Below are 22,617 nucleotides of genomic sequence, written 5' to 3' on the forward strand. Positions count from 1 at the left end.
ACACGGCGCCCACCCCCCCGCCGATACTCCGGAGTGAATTTACGTCGTGTCGTGCTCACAGGAACACCTTCCCGCAGAATCCCAAAATCCCGCTACTTCAGGTGTCCACCAACAGAGGTTAACCCCACTAGTGAATCGCTAGTGCGTGGTTCTGTCGCTGTGTGTGCAATGTCGGGTGATCTTCGCGCGCACGATGCGTTGGATCATGACCGGATACCCGTGCAGTAACAGTCCGAGAACCAGTACCTGTACGGCTCCCAGCGGATGATGTGTGACCGCAGCGGTGATCGCCAGGGTCACGGTCGCGGCGGCACCGAGCAGATGCGCGGTCTCGGATTGTTCGGTTCCCCGCAGGAAACGGGCCAACCCCGACCCGCCATCCTCAGATCGACGCATCTGCTTGATCACCCGGTTCCAACCCACGATATCCAGGACGCGGCGGACGACCTCGGCGCCCAGCAGCATGTAGATCCGTGGTTCGAGGTTGTTCACCTGGTAACGAGATCGACCGATATCGACCATGACGGGCCCCGCCAGAAGCGCCATGAGCAGGAAACCACACTTCACGACGACGGCGTAGATGATGTGGTCAGGACCGATGGCGAACCAGCCGGTGATCGCAAGAATGCCCCCGACACCCAAACCCGCCACGACCGATCCGAAGTATCGACCGGAATCTGTCCTCATGAGGAAGAGTCTTTCAACCAACCCTCCGTCCGCCAACCACGCCGACCGTCCCGCAAAGGGATCCTCCGTAGAACACCCGGGAACGGCTTGTACTTTCGTTTCCTTCCGCCTGTGAGTAGCGCGGTGACGTTCAGTCCGACAAGATGCAGTGGGTCCCGTCAACGATCAGCTTCATAGTCGGGTGCTCTGATGTCAGGGTGGACTGGACCACACACAGCGGGTCCGCGTTGATCGATATCGACCCGAGAGGAACACCTTCATAGAACATAGACCGGCCGGTAATCATCCTGTCCGAGGCTATGAGCTCGCCCTCGGGCCCAAGAACACGGACATCAAACAAGGTTCCCTGCGTATCGGGGGTCATAGACCTGACCTCGATCGCAACACTGCCCGTGTCGGCTGAGCAACCGCTCATGAACCCCACAGCCAGCAACACACCCGTGCCACGAACCAAGCGCAGAGTACTCATCCCCCAACTGTTCAGCACCCATCACCCTTTGACTAGAGCTCGTGAACGGATCCTTATACGAGGTGGTGCATCGGGGCCGAGAGTTAGGGTGATGCATGACAACCATTGTTCGCGCACCAGGGAACCTGATCGTTGCGACCATCGGGGAGGTTGATGTCCGCCTCGCAGGAATCGACGTCACGAAAGCTCCCCAGCACGTAGATGTTCCATCCGCTACCCCCTGCGTAGTGGTCTACCTCAGCGCAGCGCGAGGGTACGAGACAGTAAGCCACGACGCGCAGATTGCTCAGACCCGGACCCTCGAGGACCTTGCCACAGAAGCACTGGAAGCCCAGAAAGACGGGCCCCCCAAGCTGAGCAACCTCAGCAGGGTAGGCATCACCATCACGGACGACCAGGGCACCCAGTACGAGCCGTCAGGGTTCCGGATGATCGGCGATGGTATCGGTTGGGATGACATGCGCGTGTACACGCCAGCACCACCATCACATGCCGCCATGCTGCACCTGGACTTCACAGTCGATGGCGACTCCACCAGCAGAAGTTGCGACGTAGACCTAACAACCCGCTGAGGGATCCTCTCTGGACAAGCAGTTGCTGCTCGATCAGTTCGATTGGGAACTACTGGCTTGCCACCCCAGACCTCCAGGTATATCGTTCATCGTTAATAACGCTAAACGATAAGGGTGTGGGCATGAGTGCTTCTTCCGGTAAGTCCTTCCAGCCCAGAGGCGAAGGGATCCCCGTCTCCCGTTCCACCCGCGCGGACCTCGTGGCGACCCTCGGAGTCGCCGTCGTCGCCGCCGCGTACGTCCTTATCGTGCTGGTCTTTCGCCTGATCGAGATCTTCGGCGTCAACGGCGTCACGGTGCCGGTGCAGTTCGCGCCAGTAGAGACCCTGGTGCCCGGTCCGGACTCCGGAGCGCCGGTGATGATCGATGAAGGGCTTGTCGTGGTCACTGATCTCCCGATCGCCACTTTCATCAGCGTGCTCCTGGCCGAGGTGCTCCCTGCCGTCGCGGCGCTGATCGTCATCGGCTGCGCGGTCGTCATCTTCCGACGGCTCTGGCACGGCAACGCATTCGCCCCAGGAACGACCCGCCTGGTGACCATCAGCTCATTCGCGATCCTCGGAGGCTGGGCCGCGTCCATCGTCTTCGGAACCATGGCCTCCAACGGCGCTTTGGCTGTCGCGCTAGGCACTGATGCACCCGATGATGGCAGTTGGCAATTCGCCGTGCACATCGACTGGCTGCCCTTCCTCGCCGCAATGGCGCTCGGCGGGCTCGCGATCCTCACCCGTACCGGGGAGAGACTGCGCACAGATTCCGAGGGCTTGATCTGAGCATGCCGGATACCGAACTAACCGGCGTGCACTGTCGCCTCGACAAGCTCCTCACCGAACGGAACATGACCCTCACCCGATTAAGCGAACTGGTCGGCGTCAGCCTCGTCAACCTCTCCGTCCTCAAGAACGACCGAGCACGAGCGATCCGCTTCTCCACCCTGACCGCCATCTGCCATGCCCTTCACTGCGACATCGGAGAACTCCTCGTCCTAACCCCACCACCTCGAGCACAACCGTAAACAGCACGATCACCGCCACACACTCCCGCAGGGGGCCATTCCGATAGCCGGTCCTCCACTGCGCGAAGAGTGTTCCCTAGGGTTGTCGGATGACTGGTTTGACGCAGAACGTCGTCTCCGACGGTGGCGTAAGCATTTCCTACACCGTCCTCGACGGCGCCGCTCCGGCGGTGGTGATCCTTCACGGCCTCGCCGGGAGCAGCCGGGAGTTCCTTCCGACCGCCCACGCTCTGGCAGGACGGAAAGTCGTCCTCGTGGACCAACGCGGCCACGGATCGAGCACACGAATCCCGGCGGATACCTCACGGAAAGCGTTCGTCGCCGACGTCGTTCGGGTCCTCGAGACCGAGAAGCTCGTGTCCGTGGACCTCGTAGGTCAGTCGATGGGAGCTCACACCGCGATGCTGGTTGCGGCATCACGCCCTGATCTGGTGCGCCGGCTTGTTCTGCTCGAGTGCGACGCCGGGAGCGGGACCGTGGAGGAGGCAGAAGCCATGGGTGAGTACTTCCGGTCATGGAAGGTCCCGTATGCGACGCGGGAGATTGCCCGGGCCGCCCTCGGGGATAGCCCTCTGGCGCAGACATGGGTCGCGGACCTGGAAGGACGCGACGATGGTTTCTGGCCGCGGTTCGATGCTGGCGTGATGGTCCAGACAATCACCCATGTTGGAGAACCTCGGTGGGAGGAATGGGAGAGCATCACCACCCCGACCCTGGTGGTCTACGCCGAGCACGGCATGTTCACCCAGGAGCAGAAGGACCAGTTCACAGAACGCGGCGCGAACGTGACCCGGGTCGATCTCGCCGACGCCTCACACGATGCTCACCTCGACGCCTTCAACCCCTGGATCAGTGCTCTGACCACCTTCATCGACGCATGCTGAGGATCGCTCAGCGTGCAGCAGCGAAGAGGATGAGGTTTGACTGCCCGCCGTCGGCCGTGACGCCATGGATTGTGCTGAAGGTTCCGAAAACACGAAAGCCAAATGCCTCGTGCAGGCGCATCGAAGGAGTGTTGTGCTCATTAGCGAAGTAGTAGGCACGGTCAGTCCGTGACCATATCCACTCCAGGCGCGCTCGGGTCAGTGCTGAGGCAATGCCCTGCCGCCGGCACGAGGGCAGAACCATCACTCCGCCAAGGTAATGACCGGAAGGAGCATCGTTGTCAGGATGTGCGTGGAAATGGGTCTTTGCAGCACCAACGAGCTGACCTTCTAGATCCGCAACCACGACAAGTCGCTCTGACGTCGTCCTGAGCGTATCTAGGTCCCAGACGTCACGGCCGCTGGCCCGGCTGATGTCACCCACGCCGTCAACGTCATCGGGCATTGCCTGACGAATGAGCATTTGTTGATCCTACTGACTAGTGACAACAGTCCCGCTGCCGTCCGCTCAACGATTGGTGTACGGGACGCTGGTGGCGAGGGTACCGATAGCTCCGGCGTCGTTACGATGAGCGCATGAGGGAACTATTGCAGATTCGGGAGGTGAAGCAACTTCTTGAGCCAATGTTCGAGTCGATGCTGACCAGCGAAGAACTACGTTCACTCACATTTCGCATGGTGAAGGTCGTTGACGGTATGCATGGCAGGGGACTTCCCGATAGCGATGTCATCGAACTGAGCCGGGTATGGGTGAGGTGGCAAATCGCCGGCGAAGATGGGGGGTCCGGCAACCTCATCCTCGAAGGCGGCGCCGATTCCCTGGTGCGTTTCGTACAGAGTGATCTTCAAGATTTCATCGCAGAAAGCAGCTTCGGATGGGGAGAGCTTCGGGGACCCCTCAATCCTCCTACTCGTGGCATTCGCCCCTAAACGGGATCGAGAACCGCCCATCACAGTGTGCGGTGATGGCAGAGAGTTATCTGGTGCAATGGACAGATGATTCGACTCGCCCAGGTAGATGACATCGACTCGTTGCCCGGTATCGAACGTGCCGCTGATGCGGTGTTCCGCAGCATGAGCATGGACGCTGTCGTCGAGGGCGAGACCATGTCAATCCCTGACCTGTTCCGGTACCAGGACGCAGGACGAGCATGGGTGGACGTCGATGAGCTCGACAGGCCTGTCGCTTACCTCCTCCTGGACGTCGCCGGTGGTGCCGCGCACATCGAGCAAGTCTCCGTACACCCATCCCATGCAGGTCAAGGAAAGGGCCGGCGACTCATCGAGAAGGCCGCGGAATGGGCGGCACTTCAGGGGTACCTGGTGCTTACGCTGACCACGTTCGCTGATGTTCCCTGGAACGCGCCCTACTACGCCCACCTGGGCTTCGAGATCATCCCACCGGACCAGCTCACCCCTGGCCTGGAAGAGATCCGACACCCTGAAGCCTCGATCGGCTTGGATGCCTGGCCTCGTGTGGCCATGAAGCGCATTCTCAGCGAGTAGCTCGACCACCCGCAAAGTACTAACGACTCATTAGCGGATCCTGCATCGTGCGACAGATTTAGCGGATGACGACTAAGACCAGCCAGGGTTATGCGGCTTCAACGTGCTTGAAGCAACTTCCATAAGGTGAACCAGCTTGGATTTGAGGGTCACGTCGGCACCCATGAAAAGGTGGTCTGTCATGCGGAATCCAAAGGTATCGAACGCCCGAACATCCACAGTGGATCCCTCGGGTGTGTCCCGGGCCTCTAGTGCAAGAGCAACGGGGAGGTTCTTGTACCCGTTCCAAGACTCCCCCCACATCCGATACTTGAAGTTGGATCCACTTCGCACTTCTACGATGCCGGATGACGCATCAGTAGTTACCTTCTCTCCTTCGAAGGCTCCACTCACCGCCGTCAGCACTTCCTCGGACGAAAGCGGCGTATCCCAGTGTGCGCTGATCTGTTGGATCGGTTCGCGCTTCATGTAGCTGTCACCTTTGCACGAATGAGAATGAAGAAAACTTCTGTGATTGCAGATTATCTTTGATCCACCGATAAGGTCGTCAACAGTCTCGGTGTCGGATTTTTCTAAGCGGTACGAGCCCCAACGATCACTCCCGTAAGCCGATCCGCTTTCAAACACCCAGCTAGCCGACGCTATAGGCGACTCCTCGCCCTGAGGCGCCGACCAACGTGGAGTCGTCGGCATCAACACTGACAACCAGAACCCACGGTACTAGGCTCCGGATATGTCAATGCGATCGTTTTTCGGAAAAGACTTCCCCCGCCTCTGGTACGTGGTGTTCGGAGCCCTCCTAGGAACGAATGCGCTGTTCAACCGCTTCTCAGAACCGATGTGGGTGGCACTCAATGTGCTGCTCATCGTCTTCAGTTTCGGTGTCGCCATCGCCAACGCAGTGGGACTCGTCCTACGTCGACGCCGCCGAAAGCACGCGGTCTCTGAAACTCCTGACCAGTAGATATGTCTACACCTAGTGTGCGGGTACCAGCAGCACTATGAGGAACTCAGGACGATAGACGTGTCGGAAAAAGGTTCCCGCAAAAGGATGGACTATCGTGCGTACTCGAAGTGATCCAAAGGAGCTTTTCGACCGGTACTGCCTTTAATCATTCCGATTGAAGATGACGCCTTTTGCGCTTCATTAGGTACTCGGTGAGTATCAAACTGGAAAGCACGATGAAGACCACACCGGGTATGAGTACCGCGGGAGGCGTGAAGTTGTCGGAGGGGTCTCGAGCGACGTTGGCTATGATAACGATGATGACGAGGCCTGGAAGTAAGAACGCGGACCGCAGGACATAGTTGGTCCTTCTCGGTTCTGCCATAAGGTACTCACTCTCTATTAGAGTCTGCATTTTTCGGCTTCGTCCTACCGGGAGCTCACGGGGAAGCCTGCTCAGAGTTGCCGTCGGTAAGGGTGCAGTGCCGACCGTCAACGATGAGGCCCATCGTCGGGTGGTCCGCAGTCAGTTCCGCTTCGACTATGCATCTGGGTTCCGCACTGACAGATACCCACCCCAACGGGACATCTCCGTAAGACAGGGAGTGGCCCGCCCCCATGTCCTGCGACAAGATCACTGCGCCGTCCGGGCCGACAACTCGAATCTCATACTCTCCACCCGAGGTATCGGGCAGAACCGAACGGATCTCAACAGCGACGCTTCCCGGCTCCAGTGCTGGTGCGCAGCCGCTCAGGCTGAGTCCGAGAGCACTCGTCAAGCAGAGAGTGCGTAGCCGAGCGGAGCTATTCACAACCGCGATATTAATCAGCTCCTGATCGGGTCAGCGTGGTTGCCTTTGGTGTTCCACCCTTGCACTCACGTGAAGGACCACGGAAGCCAGAACGCCGTACCCCTCCAGGCGTTACCTAATTGATACGCCGTCACGAGGTCCAGAAGCACCATTTGTTGATCAGCATGTCCAGTCCGGAAGACGATCCCCTTACGTGGCGGCGTACCGATGCATTAACGCTTATGCTTTCTGGCCGTCTTGGCTTTCATAGGTTCATGGTCGAGTGAAAGGGTGGATGACTGGGAGTCGTTCAAGCACCGAGGTGACCTAGAAACTTCTGGTGAGCGGGTACGTGGGGAGGAGCAGCATGCCGGAAATTAATGCGCTAGAGATGGTGACACTGAGTGCATGGGCTCTAGGTGTCGTTGCAGCGCTGTGGTACTTCAGGTTGTTGAGGTCGTTGAAGTCGGCGGTAGTACTCGCTGTGGCCGTGCTTCTTCCGGTTATGGGAACCTTGGGACTGCTGAAGGTTTGGGTCTGCTGCACGAATAGGTGACAGTTTGTAGTCACGCTGCCAGGGCGGCTGGCGTGTTCATGATGGTCTCGAACTCAATAGGCGTCAAACGTCCGAGTCGTACTTGTCGGCGTCGCTGGTGGTAGGTCCGTTCGATCCACGTCACGATCGCGATGCGCAGTTGTTCGCGGGTAGTCCAGGACCGGCGGTCGAGGACATTCTTCTGGAGCAGCGCGAAGAATGATTCCATCGCGGCGTTGTCGCCGCAAGACGCGACTCTACCCATCGATCCGACCATCTGGTGGCGGGTCAGGGCACGCAGGAATTTCTTACTCCGAAATTGCGATCCCCGGTCGCTGTGAATCACGCAGCCGGCGACATCACCGCGACGAGCAACCGCCATCTCCAGCGCGTAGACGGCAAGCGTCGACTTCATCCTCAAGTCGATGCCAGTACCCGACGATCCGATTCGAGAACACGTCCTTGACCGCGCAGACATAGAGCTTCCCTTCTCCTGCTGGAATCCAAGCTGTTTTGTGCTCCGTGATATCCGTCAGCCATAACCGGTTGGGCTTTTCCGCGACGAACTCGTGCCGAACCTTCCCGTCCTCGCCGGTGACCGCGCACAAATCGTCGTGCACCGGCGGGCCTGGTTTCTTCCCGTTCTTCCCGCGTTTCTTCCCGAACGAACTCCCCCAGCCATTGGCCGCGCAAATCCGCCACGCAGTTCGGTCAACCATCACCTCCCCGGCGTCGCGGGCCTCATCGACCAGGAGCCGGTGACCGAACTCAGGGTCGTCGGTGTGAGCGTGGAAAAGTGCGTTCGCACGATAGGCCTCCACCAGCTCGCTGGTCGTGACGGGTGCTGCCAGCCACCGATAGTAGGGCTGGCGTGAGAGCTTCAACACCTAAGCACGTCACCGTCACAGGGATTCCCGAGTCGGCGAGCTCAGTCACGAGCGGGTAGAACCTTTTCCCGGCAGGTTCGCCTCACGACAAATACGCTGCCGCCCGCCGTAGAACCTCGTTCTCCTGCTCCAGCAGCCGGATCCGCTTCCGTGCCTCTCGCAGCTCAGCCGAGTCGATACGGGGTTGGCCGGGCTTGGCGCCTTCATCGATGTCGGCACGGTGAAGCCATTTCTGAAGCGTCATCGGGTGAACACCGAAGTCCTTCGCAATCTGCTCGATGGTCACTCCGGACTCACGATTCCTCGCAACGCGCACCACATCATCACGGAACTCATCTGGGTAGGGCTTGGGCACAGCAACATCCTTCCAGGCCCGCCCCCAGGCAAGCCAGATCAGATGTCACCTATTCGTGCAGCAGACCCGGTGCGCCCGGCACGCTGGATGATGCCGGCGGTGATCGGGTCGCCGTCGTGTCCGGGAATGGTGGCGGTGCGACGTTCGAGTCCGCGTGCGCGGAGATCCTCGTCGAGTTCCTCCTCCGCCAGTTCCAGCTCGCGCATGCGGGGAAGCATCGAGGTGGTGAGGGTGAAGGGCCCGTGTTCCTGCATGCGGGTGAGGAAGGTGGCCAGCTCAGGGTCGAAGGAGGGGCGGGCGAGTGCGTCAGGCATGGGTGGGCTCCTGGGTCGAGATGATGGCGCGCGAGCAGATGGCGCCGAAGCTGACCAGTGCCGTTGCGGCGAGGGTGAGGGTGAGACCGGCGACGGTGATCGCGCCTTCGAACTGCGCGAGGTCGGCCGAGGTCCAGTGGGTGCCGGTGATGCTCCCGGCGGTGAGAGCGGAGAGGATCGTCCCGGCGGCGGCGACGCCGGTCGCAGTTGCGAGCTCGCTGGAGGTGTCCACCAGTGCCGCGCCGATGCTGGTGCGATCGGCCGGGAGTCCGCGAAGCACGTTCGTGCCAGCGACGACTCCGACGACACGCATCCCGGCCGCGACGAGCACGAGCGCGAGGAGTACCCAGACATAGCCGAACCGGCCGAGGAACCCGAACACGGCGAGTCCGGTCACGACGGCCGCCGCGCTGAACCCCGCGGCGCGGTCGAGGCCGACACGGTGGACGAACGGACCGACGAGACGGCCGCTACCCAGAAGCACCACGACCTGGGGAAGCAGGGCGACCGCGGCCAGGGCCGGAGTCCAGCCCCATGCAAGCTGCAGCTGCAGCGTCACCAGATAGGACAGCCCCGCACCCGCCAGCCCGGCGGCGGCCTTGTAGGTCAGGCCACTGGAGACCAGCGGCAGGGTGATGAGGCGCACGTCCACAAGCGGGTGCCGCGCCGAACGCTGACGGAGCACGAAGCCGATTCCCGCAGCGACGGTCATCGCCGTGGCGACCCACGGTGCCGACGGTCGGGGACCGTCACCGACGAAGAGCGTCGGCGTGATCAGCGCGCCTGCGATCGTGGTCGTGCCGAGAAGAGCTCCGACGACGTCGATCGGGTCTCCGTGCAACTCGTCTCGGATGTCGGTCGCGATCCCGGTGCGGATGCCGATGAAAGCGAGCCCCGCGATCGGTACGTTCACGAGCACAAGCACCTGCCAGGGCGCGATCGTGAGCACGAGACCCCCTGCGGTGGGTCCGGCGGTGAGCCCCACGAGTCCCGCGGTGGAGATGACGGTGATCGCGCGTACTCGGAGGTCGTCGGTGTCGAACAGCCTGAAAGCGAGTGCGATGGAACCGGGTGTGGTCATCGCCGCAGCGATCCCCATGACCACCCGGACGGTGATCAGCTGGCCCGCGGTCGTCACGAACAAGGTGGCGAGGCTGGCGGCAGCGAGCAGGATCAATCCGGCGAGCATGATCCGTCGGCGTCCGAACCGGTCGGCGATCGCGCCGAAGAGCAGCATCAGCCCGCCGAACGCGACCGAGTACGCACCCGTCACCCACTGCAGTGCCGCTGTGGTCGTGTCGAGGTCACGGCCGATGGTGGGCAGGGCGATGGTGAGGAGCGAGTTGTCGAGCATCTCGAACAGGAACACCGCGGAGAGGCCGGACAGGGCGACCCATTCATCGCGCAGGCGTCGTGGAGACCCTGCATCCATCGTCGCGTCCGGTGTGACGGATCGGGGGGTGTCGAGCACCATGGGCGCACTCCTTCTCGAGGGAGAAGTGGCGGATCGTTCGATGCCGCGTGTGCGCGCAACCCGGGGACGAGCCCGAATGCTTTTTACCTCAGATACGAGAACAGTACACCCACCACGGCCAGCGACGGCTGAACCGTCGGGTGACCACCGGCTCACCGGTGGAAGCCTCAGGTGCTCGGAGGAGCCCTCTCGCGACAATGCCGTCCATGAAGGCCGGTCAAGGGCAACGTGGGACGTGTGCCGTGAACCATCGGCTCGAGGACGGCATGACCGAAGTCGACCTCGCTGCCGTCGTCACCTCCACCTCGGGAGGGCGCCCGGCTCTCGAGCGCGAGCAGTGATCAGCCACCCCCGACCAGGAGCGTAGGGCAGGTCTCGAACCTCGACATCGGTGAAACCGGCTTCGGTCAATGAGTACTCGAGTGCATCGCGGCTCCGGAAGCGCAGTGTGGACGTGGAGTCGATACGCTCTCTATCGGCCCGAAAGATGGTCGGGGATTCGAACGTGATCAGCTCTCCATCGATTCGCGTGACCTGCACCTAGTCCTCCACCGGCCCCTCACCCTCGACCTCGACGACCTGATGAGTGAGTTCTTTCGTCCACCGCTCCCAGGCCCGATCAGAAGGCGCCCGGCTCTCGAATGCCACATGACCACCGGGGCGCAGACAGGCGCGGACTGCCCGCAGATTGACGAGCCATGCCTCGTCATCGAGAAAGACCTGGGCGACGTTCGCGGTCATCGTGGCCAGGTCGTACTGCTGCCGGTGGACGGCATCGGCGGCCATGTCCGAAGCGGTACCCACGACCCACGTCACGCGGTCCGAGTCGGTCTTGGTTCGGGCGACATCCACGGACGCTCCGGCAGGGTCGACGCCGAGCACGCGTATGCCGCGCTCCGCCGCGAGGCGGGAGCAGAAGGTTCCCGTGCCGCAACCGACGTCCAGAACTGCTGTTGCCCCGAACTTGTCGACGAGGTCCATGTACGTCTCCAGATCGGTACGATCAGGATCAAGGGGGTCATACACGCGGGCAACCCGCGGATGATCGAAAATGGCGTCGGGCATGACCAGACGTTACTCCACCTCGCGAGGCCGGCGAATGCCATGAGGCTCTCGACAGCATCAGCCAGTTCTGGAAGCGGTCGGCGTCCGTCGAGCTCGAGGGCCGCACCCCGTCGAAGCAGCGGTTCGAGGCCGAGGACCTGCTGACGGATCACGGCCTGCTCCGCCTCTGCCGTGCCATGGGGATCGTCGGTACGAATGGATACGCGCTCGACGAGCACTTCCACCGGTGCGCCGAGGAGTACGACGGCCCCGAAACGGTCATGGAAGCGTCCCTGGTTCTCCACAGTTCCGGAGACGACCACGGACGAGTTCGAGGCGAGGTACGCGGCCATGCGCATGTCGTCCCAGGTGCCGTCGGGAAGCACCAGCCGTCATGGTCGGTGTCGAGCGTCCGGTGGCCCCGCCGGGACAGCTCGCCCAGCACCGTCGTCTGCCCCTGCCCGACTTGCCGGTGATCGGGGCTCGAGACATGAGCTCAGCCCGACGACACAACTGCCCGTATGCCGATCCTCCGAGGGCAGCTGGACCGCTGGAGCTTGACCGCACCTCCGGAGGATTGAAAGCGTTGGCGACATGAGATCCCTTCCATCCATCGCCGGTCTGCTCACTGCTCTCATCGTGTACGTCGTCCTCGACGCGTTCACCGATCCATCGACGGGGCTTCACTGGCTTGTCGGCATCGGGGCGGGTCTGCTTGTCTGTGTCGGTCTGGCACTCTGGCTTCGAGACCGCCGAGGACCGGCTCATTCCGACCATGCGAACCGGGGCGCGTAGGCATATCCGCTCGTGCTCGACCCCATGCTGAGCGCAATGGTTGGATAACGTGGGGTATGAACGGATACCGACGACCCGCCCTTCCAGTTCAGACGTATCGTGATGATGCAGGGCAGCCCGTCGACTACGGTCAGCGCTGGGCAGGATCACCACCCGACGACGCCTACTCCAGAACAAGCAACCTCCAACGCTTCGCTTCCCTGCACACGGTCGCCGACTCTCTCATCGAATGGTTGCAGAACACCTTCGACGTCCGCGTCGAAGAGTCCCCAGCCGTCGTGGATGACTTCCTGCAGAGTCCCGGCGACATCATCCGGGCGGTCCGCATCTCACCTCGCGACCCGGCAGCAGCACCTCTGACCTTCGTCCTCACCGACTTCCCGGGAGTGTTCCTCCACGCCGGCGCACTGCGCGACTTCCACTTCCCCTCCTGCGGGTGCGATACCTGCGACGACGACGTCGTGCGGCTGGCGGACGACCTCGAGTGGACGGTGCATGCAGTGGTGAACGGCGGATACTCCGAGCGGTACATCGAAGGAGATACATGGATGGAGAGCAGGCTCGAAGGTCCGGAGGACACCATGCGCTCCGAACAGACTCAGGTAAGCGAACTCCCAGAGGACAAGGTGGCGCTGGCACGTACCGTACTACCCCCTACTGGAAGGTGGTCAGCTTGGCGGTGATCGATCAGGACCCAGTATCCATTCCCTTGCGGATCGGATGATCACCGCTTGGCTGATAGACCTGCTCCGCACGGCTCATCGCGCCACTACCGTATGACGCATGAGGCCGACGACGTCCCGTACAGGCGCATCCCGCACCACCGGGGTGCTCGCCCTCGCCTGTGGTGCGCTTGTGCTCACCTCGTGCACTGGATCCGTGCCGGGCTTCACGAACCGGGCACCCGACGGTGATCCGATCGACGCGGCACGGGCACTACCGGATACACCGGGAGTGGTTCGACAGGGCAATGCCGCTACCTCGTGCGGCGAATTCGTCCTCGGGCAGGGTGAGGAGCTCTTGGCAGAGGCTGTGGCCTGCCTGAGCGCGGCAACCGAGAAAGAGGAAGCCGAGCTCGCCTGGAGTCGCCCCACCACGGAAGGCGACCTGATCGTCTACTTCGCCTACGTCGCGAGCTGGAACCAAGGGGTCGTTCTGTCCATGACCAATGAATTCGACAGCTACGGCGGCGACCACGGATGGGCTTCCCTGTCCTGTCCGGACGCGACGACCGCGACCCGCCCCGAGAGCATCGGTGAATGCAATGAACTCGTCGAAGGATGACTCCCCCCTCGCCTCTCACCCGGACCACGTCACATCGTCCTTCGACCCCCGCACGATCCTGCTGCGAAGCACAAAAATACTCAGAGCAGCCGGTCGAGGATCGCCCTACGACGATCGCGTGACCTACTCCGTGGGAGAAGGTCCCTCGTTCTTGGCAGCATCGTGGGCCCTCAGTCCGTGCTTCACGCCCAGTCGGACGATCAGGTACAGAACGTAAGCAACGATTGCCGGCACCACGACCCACATGGTGAAGAGAACGACGAGAATACCTATTCCATCCACACGCACAATGACCCCCATGATTGATCGAACTCGTCGATCGAGCCTAGCGCCGGAGGCGCTGTCCGAGTAAGCGACCGACGCTGAGGGCAGATACCCGCCGCAGTGTCATCCATGGACCGATCCCTCCGATGCAGCCGTTCCACTCCGCCTGGTGAGAGGGAAGTACTCGCAGGAACGCTGACCGCTCCGCTTTCTCCCCGCTCGTTGCCAGGTGGTGCGTTCGGATCTGCCGAGATCCGGACAGGCGATCGGCCCGGGACTGCTCCACCCGTCGTGAAGGACACGGAAACCCCGTTCGTCCACGACTCCACCGTGGGCATGCTCGATCAGCGGTCTGCGGAGGACAGACGACCTCCCTGCCGGAATCGACCCGTACGCGGCGGTGCAGGCATCATCCGCATCGATGCGTTCACGGGTAGGCTCCTCACATCGCCGGCACGCACGCAGACGGGAAGCCCGACATGATACTGACAGCACTGATCCTGACGGCTCTGGCCATCCTGCTCCACGTGTACATCTTCTGGATGGAGTCCTTGGCCTGGGAAGGCCCTCAGGCGCGCCGCACGTTCGGGCCGGCCAGCGATGCGGACGTGGAGGTCACCAAGGATTTCGCGTTCAACCAGGGCTTCTACAACCTGTTCCTCGCCCTCATCGCCCTGATGGGCCTCGTCCTGTTCGCGACGTTCGACAACGGCATCGGTGCAGCACTGATCCTCGCCGGCGTCGGATCGATGGCCGCGGCGGCACTCGTCCTGTTCGTCTCCGATCCGACCAGACGAGGCGCGGCCGTCAAACAGGGAACCATCCCGCTCGCGGCGATCATCGCGACCCTCGCGGTGGTGCTGTGAACCGGTCTGAAGGACCTCCTCGACAGGACCGGGTTCCTTCTGGGGTGCGTCGATCGGCCGGGACCACGGTCACTTCCGTCCCGAACCGGCCGACACGGGCGTCACCTGGTGCTGCACCAGTGAGGAGGAGCACCGACATCATCCGGCAGGAGTGTGGACGCGTCGCCGTGGGCCGCATTCACCTGGGCCTGCGTCAGGTACAGGGCCCTGGAGAGATCCGCCCCGTGCACACGTGTGTTCCTGAGGTCCGCACCAAGGAGGTCGGTACCTGAGAGGTCAGAGTCCCGGAGATCCGCGGCGATGAGGTAGGCCCCCCGGAGATCCGCCCCGCACAACGACCGGGACCTCAGGTTCCTCCCCATCAGATCCGCTCCGGGAACGAGCGCACCGTCGAGATGATCATCGCCGGTCGCGAAATAGGAGGATCTGACCTCCTCACTGACGCCCAGGAGGACGGACCGGACGCGTGCCTGCAGGTCACCGACGTCGAGCGACAGGACGCTCGCCGTGTCAGCGAGTGCAGCCTCGATGACCGTCCGGAGGTGGTCCGCACGCTGCCCGGTCTCCGGATCGAAGGTCCGGGTACCGGCTTCCACGAGGTACCACAGCATCTCGTGGAGTTGCCGGGCGATCGTGAACACCGGGAACATCTCCCCCGCCGTTGCCGGCTCCTCCCTCCAACTGATCCCGCGGAACAGGTTCCGGGAGACGTGCTGCCCGGCACCGAAGCAGTCGAAGACGGTGCACCCCCGGAAGCCCCGCGGCCGGAGACTGTCGTGGATGGTACAGGAGAAGTCGGAGGCGAGATTCCGGCACGGCGTCCCGGCCGGCTTGTCGACGGCGAAGTCCGCGGTGCGGGAGAAGCCGAGTGCCGTGCAGCAGAGCGCGAAGCAGTTCCCGCAATCAGGTCGCAGGGATTCTCGATCGAGCACCGGTGACGAGGGTGCGTCGGAGTCGTTCGGGGTCGGGTTCAAGGGCTACTGATCCGAGGCTGCGGTCCCCACGAGGCGGAAGCGCTCCAGGACCACCATCGTGCCGTCGTCGACGGTGAAGGTGGTATCACCCAGCGACTGCCGCATGTCCTCGCCGTGCCAGAACCGTTCGTGATCGGCCCGCCACTGCGCCAGCGTCTCGTGTCCTTCGCCCTCGTCGACGGCGTGCTGCAGGGGAACCTGCCGGAGCGGTACCTGGTCCACCGCGACGGTCTCGATCACGGCCACCCGGTTCCCGCACGAATCGACGACCGCCTGGCGCTCCCCCACCACCGGCAGCGGCTCACCTGTGATCGTGTACTCGACGAGCAGGGACGTGGTGCTGGTCTTCCGGCCGGTGAGGACCGCCGCCACGAGCGCGTCGCGCAGCGGGCCGGGGAAGGCGAACTCGGCCTCCGGCAGGGTCCGGGCGGTCACACCATCGCCGTCGTCGTCGGTGTGTACCACCGGAGAACCGGAGGGGCTCATGTCAGCCGTTCCGTGATGTGGACCACGACGTCGTCCCCGACGTCCTTGCCGATCGTCCGACGCAGCTTCGCACTGATGGACAGCATGTGCCCTCCACGACCGGTCGGCAGCAGACCGGCGGTCAGCGGGGCGCCGTCCCCCCCCGCGGTGGCCTTGAGCGCCCCGCCTGTGCCGAAGAGGTCCGCGGAACCGGGGACCTCGACGCAGGACCACGTCTCGCCCTTGACGTCGACCCCGATCGGTGCGGTGAACCGCACGTCCATGGGCCGGGACTCGTGCTCATCATGATCACCTCTCGCCGCAGCTGCGCGTCCTGATCAGCGTGCATCACGATCACCATGCTGTCCATACGCCCTCTCCCCCGGGCGGGAAGCACGGAGGGTGCTGCACCGGTCACAGCACGTCCAGGGCATCCAGCCGGATGTGGATCAGGTCTCCCGTGCGCTTCGCCGAGAGCGCCGCGCGTCGCGCACGGAGCTGACGGGTCACGGATGCGGCGCCACGGTAGGAGAAGAACAGCAGCACCCGATGACTGCCCTGCCCGGCGAGCGCGGGTGGCTCGTCCGTCCGGGACGCCCCACCGGCCACGGCCGCACGCGCCGCGCGTTCGGCGTCGCGGCGCACGTCCGGCGGGACCGGCGCGGGGCCCACCACGCGGACCCCCGACCCGGTGTCGAAGCCGGTGAGGAAGTGGGCGAGCGACTCGCGCGTCCCCGTCAGTACGGCGTACCGGACGGCGGGCGGCAACCCGAGTTCCTGGCGTTCGGCCAGCTCACGCCCGGCCGCACCCGCGGGATCCCACCGCACCAGGTGCCCGACGGCGGCGTCGTCGTCGCCCGTGATGACCACCGCGCCACCGGCCGAGGACGGGCGGGCGAGGACCGCCGCGGAGAACCAGCGCCGCAGGGCGTCCTCCCCGGCGCGCAGGGACTCCCTGCTCAGCAGGGCGTTGCCGTCGAGGAGGATCACCGCCGCGTACCCGCCCGGCGCCACGGGTTCGGCCCCCGGGGTGGCGACGACGACGGCGGGGGTGTCCTTCACCGTATCCACGATGTGCTCGCCCGCCGAGGAGATCACCGGGACACCGGGGAATGCCCTCCCGAGTTCCTCCGCCGTGCGGGTGGCTCCTGCCACGGTGGCCCGCACGCGCGTGCCGCCGCACTCGACACAGGACCAGTGGTGGTCCGGGCGCCCGCACCAGCGGCACGTGGGCGGGGCGTTGCGTCCGGGCTGGGCGAGGGGCCCTGCGCAGACGGGGCACCGCGCCGGGTGGCGGCAGCGCTCACAGGCCAGCGCCGGGGAGAAACCCGTGCGCGCCACCTGCAGCAGGACGGGCCCGCGCCGGAGCCCTGCCTGTGCGGCCGACCACGCCACGTGCGGGATCCGGGCCTGCGCGGCGAGGGGATCGCGCTCCAGCTGGTAGGCGTCCATCGCGTGGACCACCCGGGGCGTGGACCTGCGCACCTCGGAGCGGTCGGCCTGGATGGCGTGGGCCCACCGGGAGTCGACGAGGCGCTGCGCCTCGGTGGAGCGGCTGAAGGAGGAGAGCAGCACCCCGGCACCCTCGTGCTCGGCGCGCAGCAGCAGGACGTCGCGCACGTGCTGGTACGGTGCACGCTGCTCGACGTGCTGGTCGTCGCCGTCGTCCCACAGGCACACGAGTCCCAGCCGGCGCACCGGCGCGTAGGCGGCCGAGCGCGTGCCGATGGCCACACCGGCGGAACCGTGCAGGATCCGCAGGAAGTTGCGGTACCGCGGGGTGGCGCCGTCCTCCCCCGTCAGCCGTGCGACGGCGTCGGCTCCGAGTCTCGCCACGAGCGCGGCCTCGAGGCGGGCGAGGTCGCGCTGGTCGGGGACGACGACGACGGCGCCACGTCCGGACGCGACGGTGGCCACCACGGCGTCGGTGATCTCCTGCGTCCACGCGGTGGGGCCGTAGCCGCCGAGGCTCGTGAGCACGGCCCGGGGCGACTCCCCCGCACGCAGGTGCTCGAGGTAGGCGGAACCGCTGCCGTAGCGCTCGAACGCACCGGAGGGGGTACCGGGATCCTCGCCCGTCCCGGCGGACGGCGAGCCGACGGATCCGCCGCCGGCTGCCGTGTCCGGTACCGGACCGCGCCCGGCTCCGGGGGACGCGTCCGCGAACTCGGCCTCCACCCGGGCCATGCGCGGGGGGATCGCCACGCGGAGCACATCGCTCACCGTCCCCACCGACCGCTCGGCCACCGCGGTCGCGAGGGCGAGGATCTCGGGGGTGAGCACACACTGGGGCGAGACGATCTTCCCCAGCGGCAGGAGCGTGGCCGTGGTGGACGCCTCCTGCACGCGCTCCACGAGGAACCCTGCGTGCTCGCGGCCCGCGAAACGCACCTTGACGCGCACGCCGGGCCGGGCGTCGAGGTCCATCTCCGCGGGGACCGCGTAGTCGAAGAACCGGTCGAGGTGCGGGAGCTGCGCCTCGAGGACCACGCGGGCCACCGGCAGGGATGCCGCCCGATCGGGGTTCCCCTTGGGCAGTTTCGCGGGACCGAAGCCGTGGAGCAGGGACAGCTGCCCCTCGGGAGCGCTCCGCCCGGTGTCACTCATGATGCGACGGTGCCGGCGTGCGGGGCCGGCTCAGGCGTCGAAGTAGCTGCGGAGCTCGTCCACACGATCGGTCCGCTCCCAGGTGAAGCCCTCCTCCTCGCGGCCGAAGTGGCCGTGGGCCGCCGTGCGCTGGTACACGGGGCGCTTGAGGTCCAGGGCGTTGATGATGCCGAGCGGCCGGAGGTCGAAGACCTCGCCGATGGCGGAGCCGATGGCCCGCGGATCCACGGTCTCCGTGCCGAAGGTCTCCACGTACACGCCCACGGGCTGCGCCATGCCGATCGCGTAGGCGATCTGGATCTCCGCCCGGCGGGCCAGCCCGGCGGCCACCACGTTCTTGGCCACCCAGCGCATGGCGTAGGCCGCGGAGCGGTCCACCTTCGAGGGGTCCTTGCCGCTGAACGCTCCCCCGCCGTGGCGGGCCATGCCGCCGTAGGTGTCCACGATGATCTTGCGCCCGGTCAGCCCGGCATCGCCCACGGGTCCGCCGATCACGAAGGCACCGCCCGGGTTGAGGATGTGCCGGACGGCGGACGAGTCGAGCTCCGACTCGGCGAGGACCGGGGTGATCACGTGCTCCACGAGATCCGCCCGGAGCTCCTCCAGTGCGACATCGGCGGCGTGCTGGGAGGAGACCACCACGGAGTCGATGGACACGGGCCGGTCGCCGTCGTAGCCCACGGTCACCTGGGTCTTGCCGTCGGGGCGGAGGTACGGCAGGGTGCCGTCCTTCCGCACCGTGGTGAGGCGCTCCGAGAGCCGGTGCGAGAGCCAGATGGGGGTGGGCATGAGCACGGCCGTCTCGTCGCTGGCGTACCCGAACATGATGCCCTGGTCCCCCGCGCCCTGGGCGTCGTAGGGGTCCACCCCGGTGCCCTCGCGGGTCTCCAGCGAGGTGAAGACGCCCGAGGCGATCTCCGCGGACTGCTGGCCGATGGACACCGAGACGCCGCAGCGGGCACCGTCGAACCCGTTGGCGGAGGAGTCGTAGCCGATCCCGAGGATGGTCTTCCGGACGATGTCCGGGATCTCCACGTATGCCTCGGTGGTCACCTCGCCGGCCACGTGGACCAGTCCGGTGGTGACGAGGGTCTCCACGGCGACCCGGGAATCGGGGTCCTGCTTCAGGAGACCGTCGAGGATGGCGTCGCTGATCTGGTCGCAGATCTTGTCCGGATGACCCTCGGTGACCGATTCCGAGGTGAACAGGCGCAGGGGGGAATCGGTGCTGGGAGAATTCACGTGTTCACTCTACTGGTTCCGGGAGACAGTCCTCCCTGACCCCCGGATGCGCAGCTGCGTCAGGCGGGGAGCAGCGTGGCGACGTGGGCGACGACGGCGTCGGCCACCGCTCGCTTGCTGCCACCGGCCGGGACCGGCTCGCCACCCGCTGGGTCGAGGATGAGCACCTCGTTGGTGTCCTGCCCGAACACGAGCCCGGTGCCCACCACGTTCAGCACCAGGAAGTCGCACCCCTTGCGCTCGAGCTTGGCCCGCGCATGCGTCAGGGGATCGGCCGTGGCGTCCCCGGTCTCGGCCGCGAAGCCGGCGATCACCAGCGGCTCGGAACGGCCCTCCTCCACCATGCCCTGCCGCGCGAGGACGGCCTCGCGGAGCACGTCGGGGTTGCGCACCAGCGTGATGACCGGGTCCGCGCCGTCGTCGGTCTTCTTGATCTTGGTGTCCATCAGCTCCGCCGGCCGGAAATCGGCCACGGCCGCCGCCATGATCAGCACGTCCGTGCCGGGCAGGGCCTCCAGCACCGCGTCACGCAGCTCGAGCGCCGTCTCCACGCGGACCACCTCGCACCCCCGCGGGGCGGGGACCTCGGCGTGGGCGAGCACCAGGGTGACCTCGGCACCCTCGGCGAGGGCGGCCTCGGCGAGGGCCATGCCCTGCTTGCCGGAGGAGCGGTTCCCGAGGAAACGCACGGGGTCCAGCGGTTCACGCGTGCCACCGGCGGAGATGGTGACGCGCTTGCCGCGCAGGGCACCGTCACCTCCATGGGTGGCACGGGCGACGGCGGCCAGTGCGGCGTCGAAGATGTCTGCGGGCTCGGGGAGCCGGCCCGGTCCGCTGTCCGCGCCGGTGAGCCGCCCGGACGCCGGGTCCATGACGGTCACACCGCGCGAGCGCAGGGTCTCCACGTTGGCCCTCGTGGCGGCATGTTGCCACATCTCGGTGTGCATGGCGGGGGCCATGAACACCGGGCCGCGGGCCATGAGCAGGGTGCCGGTGAGGAGGTCGTCCGCGAGGCCCGCGGCGGCGCGTGCCAGGACGTCGGCGGTGGCCGGCGCCACCATGATGAGATCGGCCTCGTGCCCCAGCCGGACGTGGTTCACGCGGTCGACGTCGTCCCATACGCTGTTGCTCACCGGGTTGCCGGAGAGGGCCTCCCAGGTCGCCGTGCCCACGAAGCGGGTGGCGGCGTCGGTGGGGATCACCGTGACGTCGTGACCGGCTTCCGTGAAAAGACGGAGGAGGGATGCCACCTTGTAGGCGGCGATCCCTCCTCCGACCCCGAGTACTACGCGCACCGGTGATCCGTCTCCACGGAGACTACTCGGACTCGTCCATCGGCGAGGAGACGAGCATGCCCTCGTCGATCTCGCGCAGGGCGATCGAGAGGGGCTTCTCGTTGAGCCTGGTGTCCACGAGCGGTCCCACGTACTCGAAGAGACCCTCGTGCAGCTGCGAGTAGTACGCGTTGATCTGGCGTGCGCGCTTGGCGCCGTAGATCACGAGGGCGTACTTCGAGTCCGAGGCCTCCAGCAGGGAGTCGATCGGCGGGTTGATGATGCCTTCGGGCTGAGTTGACACAGATTCTCCAAATATTAGGCGGGACCGCCAGGAAGCGCGGTTCTCAGCGCTGCAGGGGGCGCAGTCCCATCAGTGATACGAGCTCGTCTGCCGCATGCTCCACGGTGTCGTTGACGACGGTGTGGTTGAATTCCGGCTCGGCGGCGAGTTCCAGTTTAGCGGTTTCCAGGCGCTGCTGCTGTTCCTCGGGGGTTTCGGTGCCGCGCCCCACGAGCCGGCGCACCATCTCGTCCCAGGTGGGCGGGGCGAGGAACACGAAATTGGCCTCCGGCATCGTCTCCTTGACCTGGCGTGCGCCCTGCAGATCGATCTCGAGGAGCACGCTGCGGCCCTCGTCCATGGCCGCCTGCACGGTGCGGCGCAGGGTGCCGTACCGGTTGCGGCCGTGGACCACCGCCCACTCCAGCAGCTCGCCGTCCGCCACGAGCCGGTCGAACTCCTCGGGGGAGACGAAGTAGTAGTGCACCCCGTCGACCTCACCGGGACGGGGCGGGCGCGTGGTGGCCGAGACGGAGAGCCACACCATGGGGTAGTTGTCCCGGATGTAGGTGGAGACGGTTCCCTTGCCGACGGCGGGGGGGCCGGCGAGGACGGTCAGCCGTGGCTGGGACACTGATGCTTCCTTACTCGCTGGCCGGGCCAGCATGATGGTCTTCGAGGTGACGGATCAGCGCCTTGCGCTGGTGGATGCCGAGTCCGCGGACGCGGCGCGTGGCGGCGATGCCCACGGCGGTCATGATGCCGGCCGCACGGGCCTCCCCGACGCCGGGGAGGGCCTTGAGGAGGTCCAGGACCTTCAGGCGGCCCACGGCGTCGTCGCCGGCGGAGTTCTCGATCACCTCCGCCCCCGAGAGCTTACCGGTCTTCAGCCGCGCCTTCAGGTCCGCCCGGACCGCCCGCGCCGCCGTCGCCTTGGTGCGCGCCCGGGCGCGCTCGGCGTCGGTCAAGGGCTTCAGGCTCACGCGTACTCCCTGCGCTGGGCGGTGCCCCGGGGGTCACCGCCCGTCGTGTCGATGGGTGGGGGATCGGATCCGAACCTACCGGGGGTGTGCGGCGGAAATCA

Annotated in this window: 26 protein-coding genes and 1 pseudogene; 10 read left to right on the forward strand and 17 right to left on the reverse strand. The window is 65.2% G+C overall.

Annotated features, from left to right (window positions below):
• Positions 1–138 precede the first annotated feature (138 nt).
• Together AC792_RS07950 and AC792_RS07955 are read right to left on the reverse strand one after the other, a co-directional pair.
• Positions 139–687, reverse strand: a complete 549-nt coding sequence (locus AC792_RS07950) for a hypothetical protein (protein ID WP_152916089.1) — start codon at positions 685–687, stop codon at positions 139–141.
• Positions 688–817: 130 nt separating this feature from the next.
• A complete protein-coding gene (locus AC792_RS07955; protein ID WP_152916090.1) occupies positions 818–1,156 on the reverse strand; it encodes a hypothetical protein in 339 nt (112 codons plus the stop codon).
• A gap of 95 nt (positions 1,157–1,251) precedes the next feature.
• Between AC792_RS07955 and AC792_RS07960 the strand changes: the two genes are divergently transcribed.
• From AC792_RS07960 to AC792_RS07970, 4 genes are all read left to right on the forward strand, one after another.
• Positions 1,252–1,728 carry a hypothetical protein gene (locus tag AC792_RS07960; RefSeq protein ID WP_152916091.1) on the forward strand — a complete coding sequence of 159 codons (477 nt, stop codon included), beginning with the start codon at positions 1,252–1,254 and terminating at the stop codon, positions 1,726–1,728.
• Between the two features lie 116 nt (positions 1,729–1,844).
• The gene (locus AC792_RS07965) at positions 1,845–2,501 is read left to right on the forward strand and encodes a hypothetical protein (protein WP_160317623.1); all 657 of its coding nucleotides are present in this window, start codon (positions 1,845–1,847) and stop codon (positions 2,499–2,501) included.
• Positions 2,502–2,503: 2 nt separating this feature from the next.
• Positions 2,504–2,743: a helix-turn-helix domain-containing protein gene (locus tag AC792_RS16370; protein ID WP_082177578.1), complete on the forward strand. Its 240-nt coding sequence runs from the start codon at positions 2,504–2,506 to the stop codon at positions 2,741–2,743.
• Between the two features lie 89 nt (positions 2,744–2,832).
• Positions 2,833–3,627: an alpha/beta fold hydrolase gene (locus tag AC792_RS07970; protein ID WP_049830023.1), complete on the forward strand. Its 795-nt coding sequence runs from the start codon at positions 2,833–2,835 to the stop codon at positions 3,625–3,627.
• A gap of 7 nt (positions 3,628–3,634) precedes the next feature.
• On the opposite strand, the gene AC792_RS16375 is transcribed toward AC792_RS07970, so the two are convergent.
• Positions 3,635–4,090, reverse strand: coding sequence for a GNAT family N-acetyltransferase (locus AC792_RS16375; RefSeq protein ID WP_082177579.1), 456 nt, complete (start codon positions 4,088–4,090; stop codon positions 3,635–3,637).
• Positions 4,091–4,203: 113 nt separating this feature from the next.
• Between AC792_RS16375 and AC792_RS16935 the strand changes: the two genes are divergently transcribed.
• Positions 4,204–4,557: a hypothetical protein gene (locus tag AC792_RS16935; RefSeq protein ID WP_152916093.1), complete on the forward strand. Its 354-nt coding sequence runs from the start codon at positions 4,204–4,206 to the stop codon at positions 4,555–4,557.
• 66 nt (positions 4,558–4,623) lie between these two features.
• The gene (locus tag AC792_RS07980; RefSeq protein ID WP_049830025.1) at positions 4,624–5,133 is read left to right on the forward strand and encodes a GNAT family N-acetyltransferase; all 510 of its coding nucleotides are present in this window, start codon (positions 4,624–4,626) and stop codon (positions 5,131–5,133) included.
• A 72-nt stretch (positions 5,134–5,205) separates the two neighbouring features.
• Here AC792_RS07980 and AC792_RS16940 read toward each other — a convergent pair whose 3' ends face one another.
• The gene (locus AC792_RS16940; RefSeq protein ID WP_152916094.1) at positions 5,206–5,601 is read right to left on the reverse strand and encodes a hypothetical protein; all 396 of its coding nucleotides are present in this window, start codon (positions 5,599–5,601) and stop codon (positions 5,206–5,208) included.
• A 265-nt stretch (positions 5,602–5,866) separates the two neighbouring features.
• On the opposite strand from AC792_RS16940, the gene AC792_RS16945 reads away from it, so the two are divergent.
• Positions 5,867–6,097, forward strand: coding sequence for a hypothetical protein (locus tag AC792_RS16945; RefSeq protein ID WP_152916095.1), 231 nt, complete (start codon positions 5,867–5,869; stop codon positions 6,095–6,097).
• 1,339 nt (positions 6,098–7,436) lie between these two features.
• Here AC792_RS16945 and AC792_RS07990 read toward each other — a convergent pair.
• The 4 genes and pseudogenes from AC792_RS07990 to AC792_RS08010 all read right to left on the reverse strand — a co-directional run bounded on the left by AC792_RS07990 (position 7,437) and on the right by AC792_RS08010 (position 11,500).
• Positions 7,437–8,647, reverse strand: a pseudogene (locus AC792_RS07990) (IS3 family transposase).
• Positions 8,648–8,685: 38 nt separating this feature from the next.
• Positions 8,686–8,961, reverse strand: a complete 276-nt coding sequence (locus tag AC792_RS08000) for a hypothetical protein (protein WP_049830027.1) — start codon at positions 8,959–8,961, stop codon at positions 8,686–8,688.
• Positions 8,954–10,435, reverse strand: a complete 1,482-nt coding sequence (locus AC792_RS08005; RefSeq protein ID WP_235436498.1) for an MFS transporter — start codon at positions 10,433–10,435, stop codon at positions 8,954–8,956. The genes AC792_RS08000 and AC792_RS08005 overlap by 8 nt, the downstream gene beginning before the upstream one ends.
• A gap of 540 nt (positions 10,436–10,975) precedes the next feature.
• A complete protein-coding gene (locus tag AC792_RS08010; protein WP_235436501.1) occupies positions 10,976–11,500 on the reverse strand; it encodes a class I SAM-dependent methyltransferase in 525 nt (174 codons plus the stop codon).
• Positions 11,501–12,330: 830 nt separating this feature from the next.
• On the opposite strand from AC792_RS08010, the gene AC792_RS08015 reads away from it, so the two are divergent.
• From AC792_RS08015 to AC792_RS08025, 3 genes are all read left to right on the forward strand, one after another.
• On the forward strand, positions 12,331–12,957 hold the full coding sequence (locus tag AC792_RS08015) for a DUF6226 family protein (RefSeq protein WP_152916096.1): 627 nt from the start codon (positions 12,331–12,333) through the stop codon (positions 12,955–12,957).
• A 196-nt stretch (positions 12,958–13,153) separates the two neighbouring features.
• Positions 13,154–13,558, forward strand: coding sequence for a hypothetical protein (locus AC792_RS08020; RefSeq protein WP_152916097.1), 405 nt, complete (start codon positions 13,154–13,156; stop codon positions 13,556–13,558).
• A gap of 743 nt (positions 13,559–14,301) precedes the next feature.
• Positions 14,302–14,688: a DUF1304 domain-containing protein gene (locus AC792_RS08025; RefSeq protein WP_049830030.1), complete on the forward strand. Its 387-nt coding sequence runs from the start codon at positions 14,302–14,304 to the stop codon at positions 14,686–14,688.
• A 101-nt stretch (positions 14,689–14,789) separates the two neighbouring features.
• Here AC792_RS08025 and AC792_RS08030 read toward each other — a convergent pair whose 3' ends face one another.
• The 9 genes from AC792_RS08030 to mihF form a co-directional block, all read right to left on the reverse strand.
• Complete coding sequence (locus AC792_RS08030; RefSeq protein ID WP_049830031.1) at positions 14,790–15,662, reverse strand: pentapeptide repeat-containing protein; 873 nt, start codon at positions 15,660–15,662, stop codon at positions 14,790–14,792.
• A 3-nt stretch (positions 15,663–15,665) separates the two neighbouring features.
• Positions 15,666–16,127: an ASCH domain-containing protein gene (locus AC792_RS08035; protein ID WP_235436504.1), complete on the reverse strand. Its 462-nt coding sequence runs from the start codon at positions 16,125–16,127 to the stop codon at positions 15,666–15,668.
• Positions 16,128–16,144: 17 nt separating this feature from the next.
• Positions 16,145–16,411 (reverse strand): DUF1905 domain-containing protein, encoded by a 267-nt coding sequence (locus AC792_RS08040; protein WP_049830032.1) that lies wholly within the window; start codon positions 16,409–16,411, stop codon positions 16,145–16,147.
• A gap of 130 nt (positions 16,412–16,541) precedes the next feature.
• Entirely contained in the window at positions 16,542–18,734 is a 2,193-nt protein-coding gene (locus tag AC792_RS08045; protein WP_049830033.1) for a primosomal protein N', read from the reverse strand.
• Between the two features lie 30 nt (positions 18,735–18,764).
• Positions 18,765–19,976, reverse strand: a complete 1,212-nt coding sequence (gene metK, locus AC792_RS08050; RefSeq protein WP_049830034.1) for a methionine adenosyltransferase — start codon at positions 19,974–19,976, stop codon at positions 18,765–18,767.
• 59 nt (positions 19,977–20,035) lie between these two features.
• Positions 20,036–21,271: a bifunctional phosphopantothenoylcysteine decarboxylase/phosphopantothenate--cysteine ligase CoaBC gene (gene coaBC, locus AC792_RS08055; protein WP_049830035.1), complete on the reverse strand. Its 1,236-nt coding sequence runs from the start codon at positions 21,269–21,271 to the stop codon at positions 20,036–20,038.
• Between the two features lie 22 nt (positions 21,272–21,293).
• Entirely contained in the window at positions 21,294–21,554 is a 261-nt protein-coding gene (gene rpoZ / locus AC792_RS08060; protein ID WP_049830036.1) for a DNA-directed RNA polymerase subunit omega, read from the reverse strand.
• Positions 21,555–21,597: 43 nt separating this feature from the next.
• Positions 21,598–22,167 carry a guanylate kinase gene (gene gmk / locus AC792_RS08065; protein ID WP_235436506.1) on the reverse strand — a complete coding sequence of 190 codons (570 nt, stop codon included), beginning with the start codon at positions 22,165–22,167 and terminating at the stop codon, positions 21,598–21,600.
• A gap of 10 nt (positions 22,168–22,177) precedes the next feature.
• The gene (gene mihF, locus AC792_RS08070; RefSeq protein WP_049830038.1) at positions 22,178–22,516 is read right to left on the reverse strand and encodes an integration host factor, actinobacterial type; all 339 of its coding nucleotides are present in this window, start codon (positions 22,514–22,516) and stop codon (positions 22,178–22,180) included.
• Between the last annotated feature and the right edge of the window lie 101 nt (positions 22,517–22,617).

Origin of the sequence: Arthrobacter sp. RIT-PI-e, assembly GCF_001187915.1 — a bacterium.
GTDB lineage: Bacteria > Actinomycetota > Actinomycetes > Actinomycetales > Micrococcaceae > Arthrobacter_D.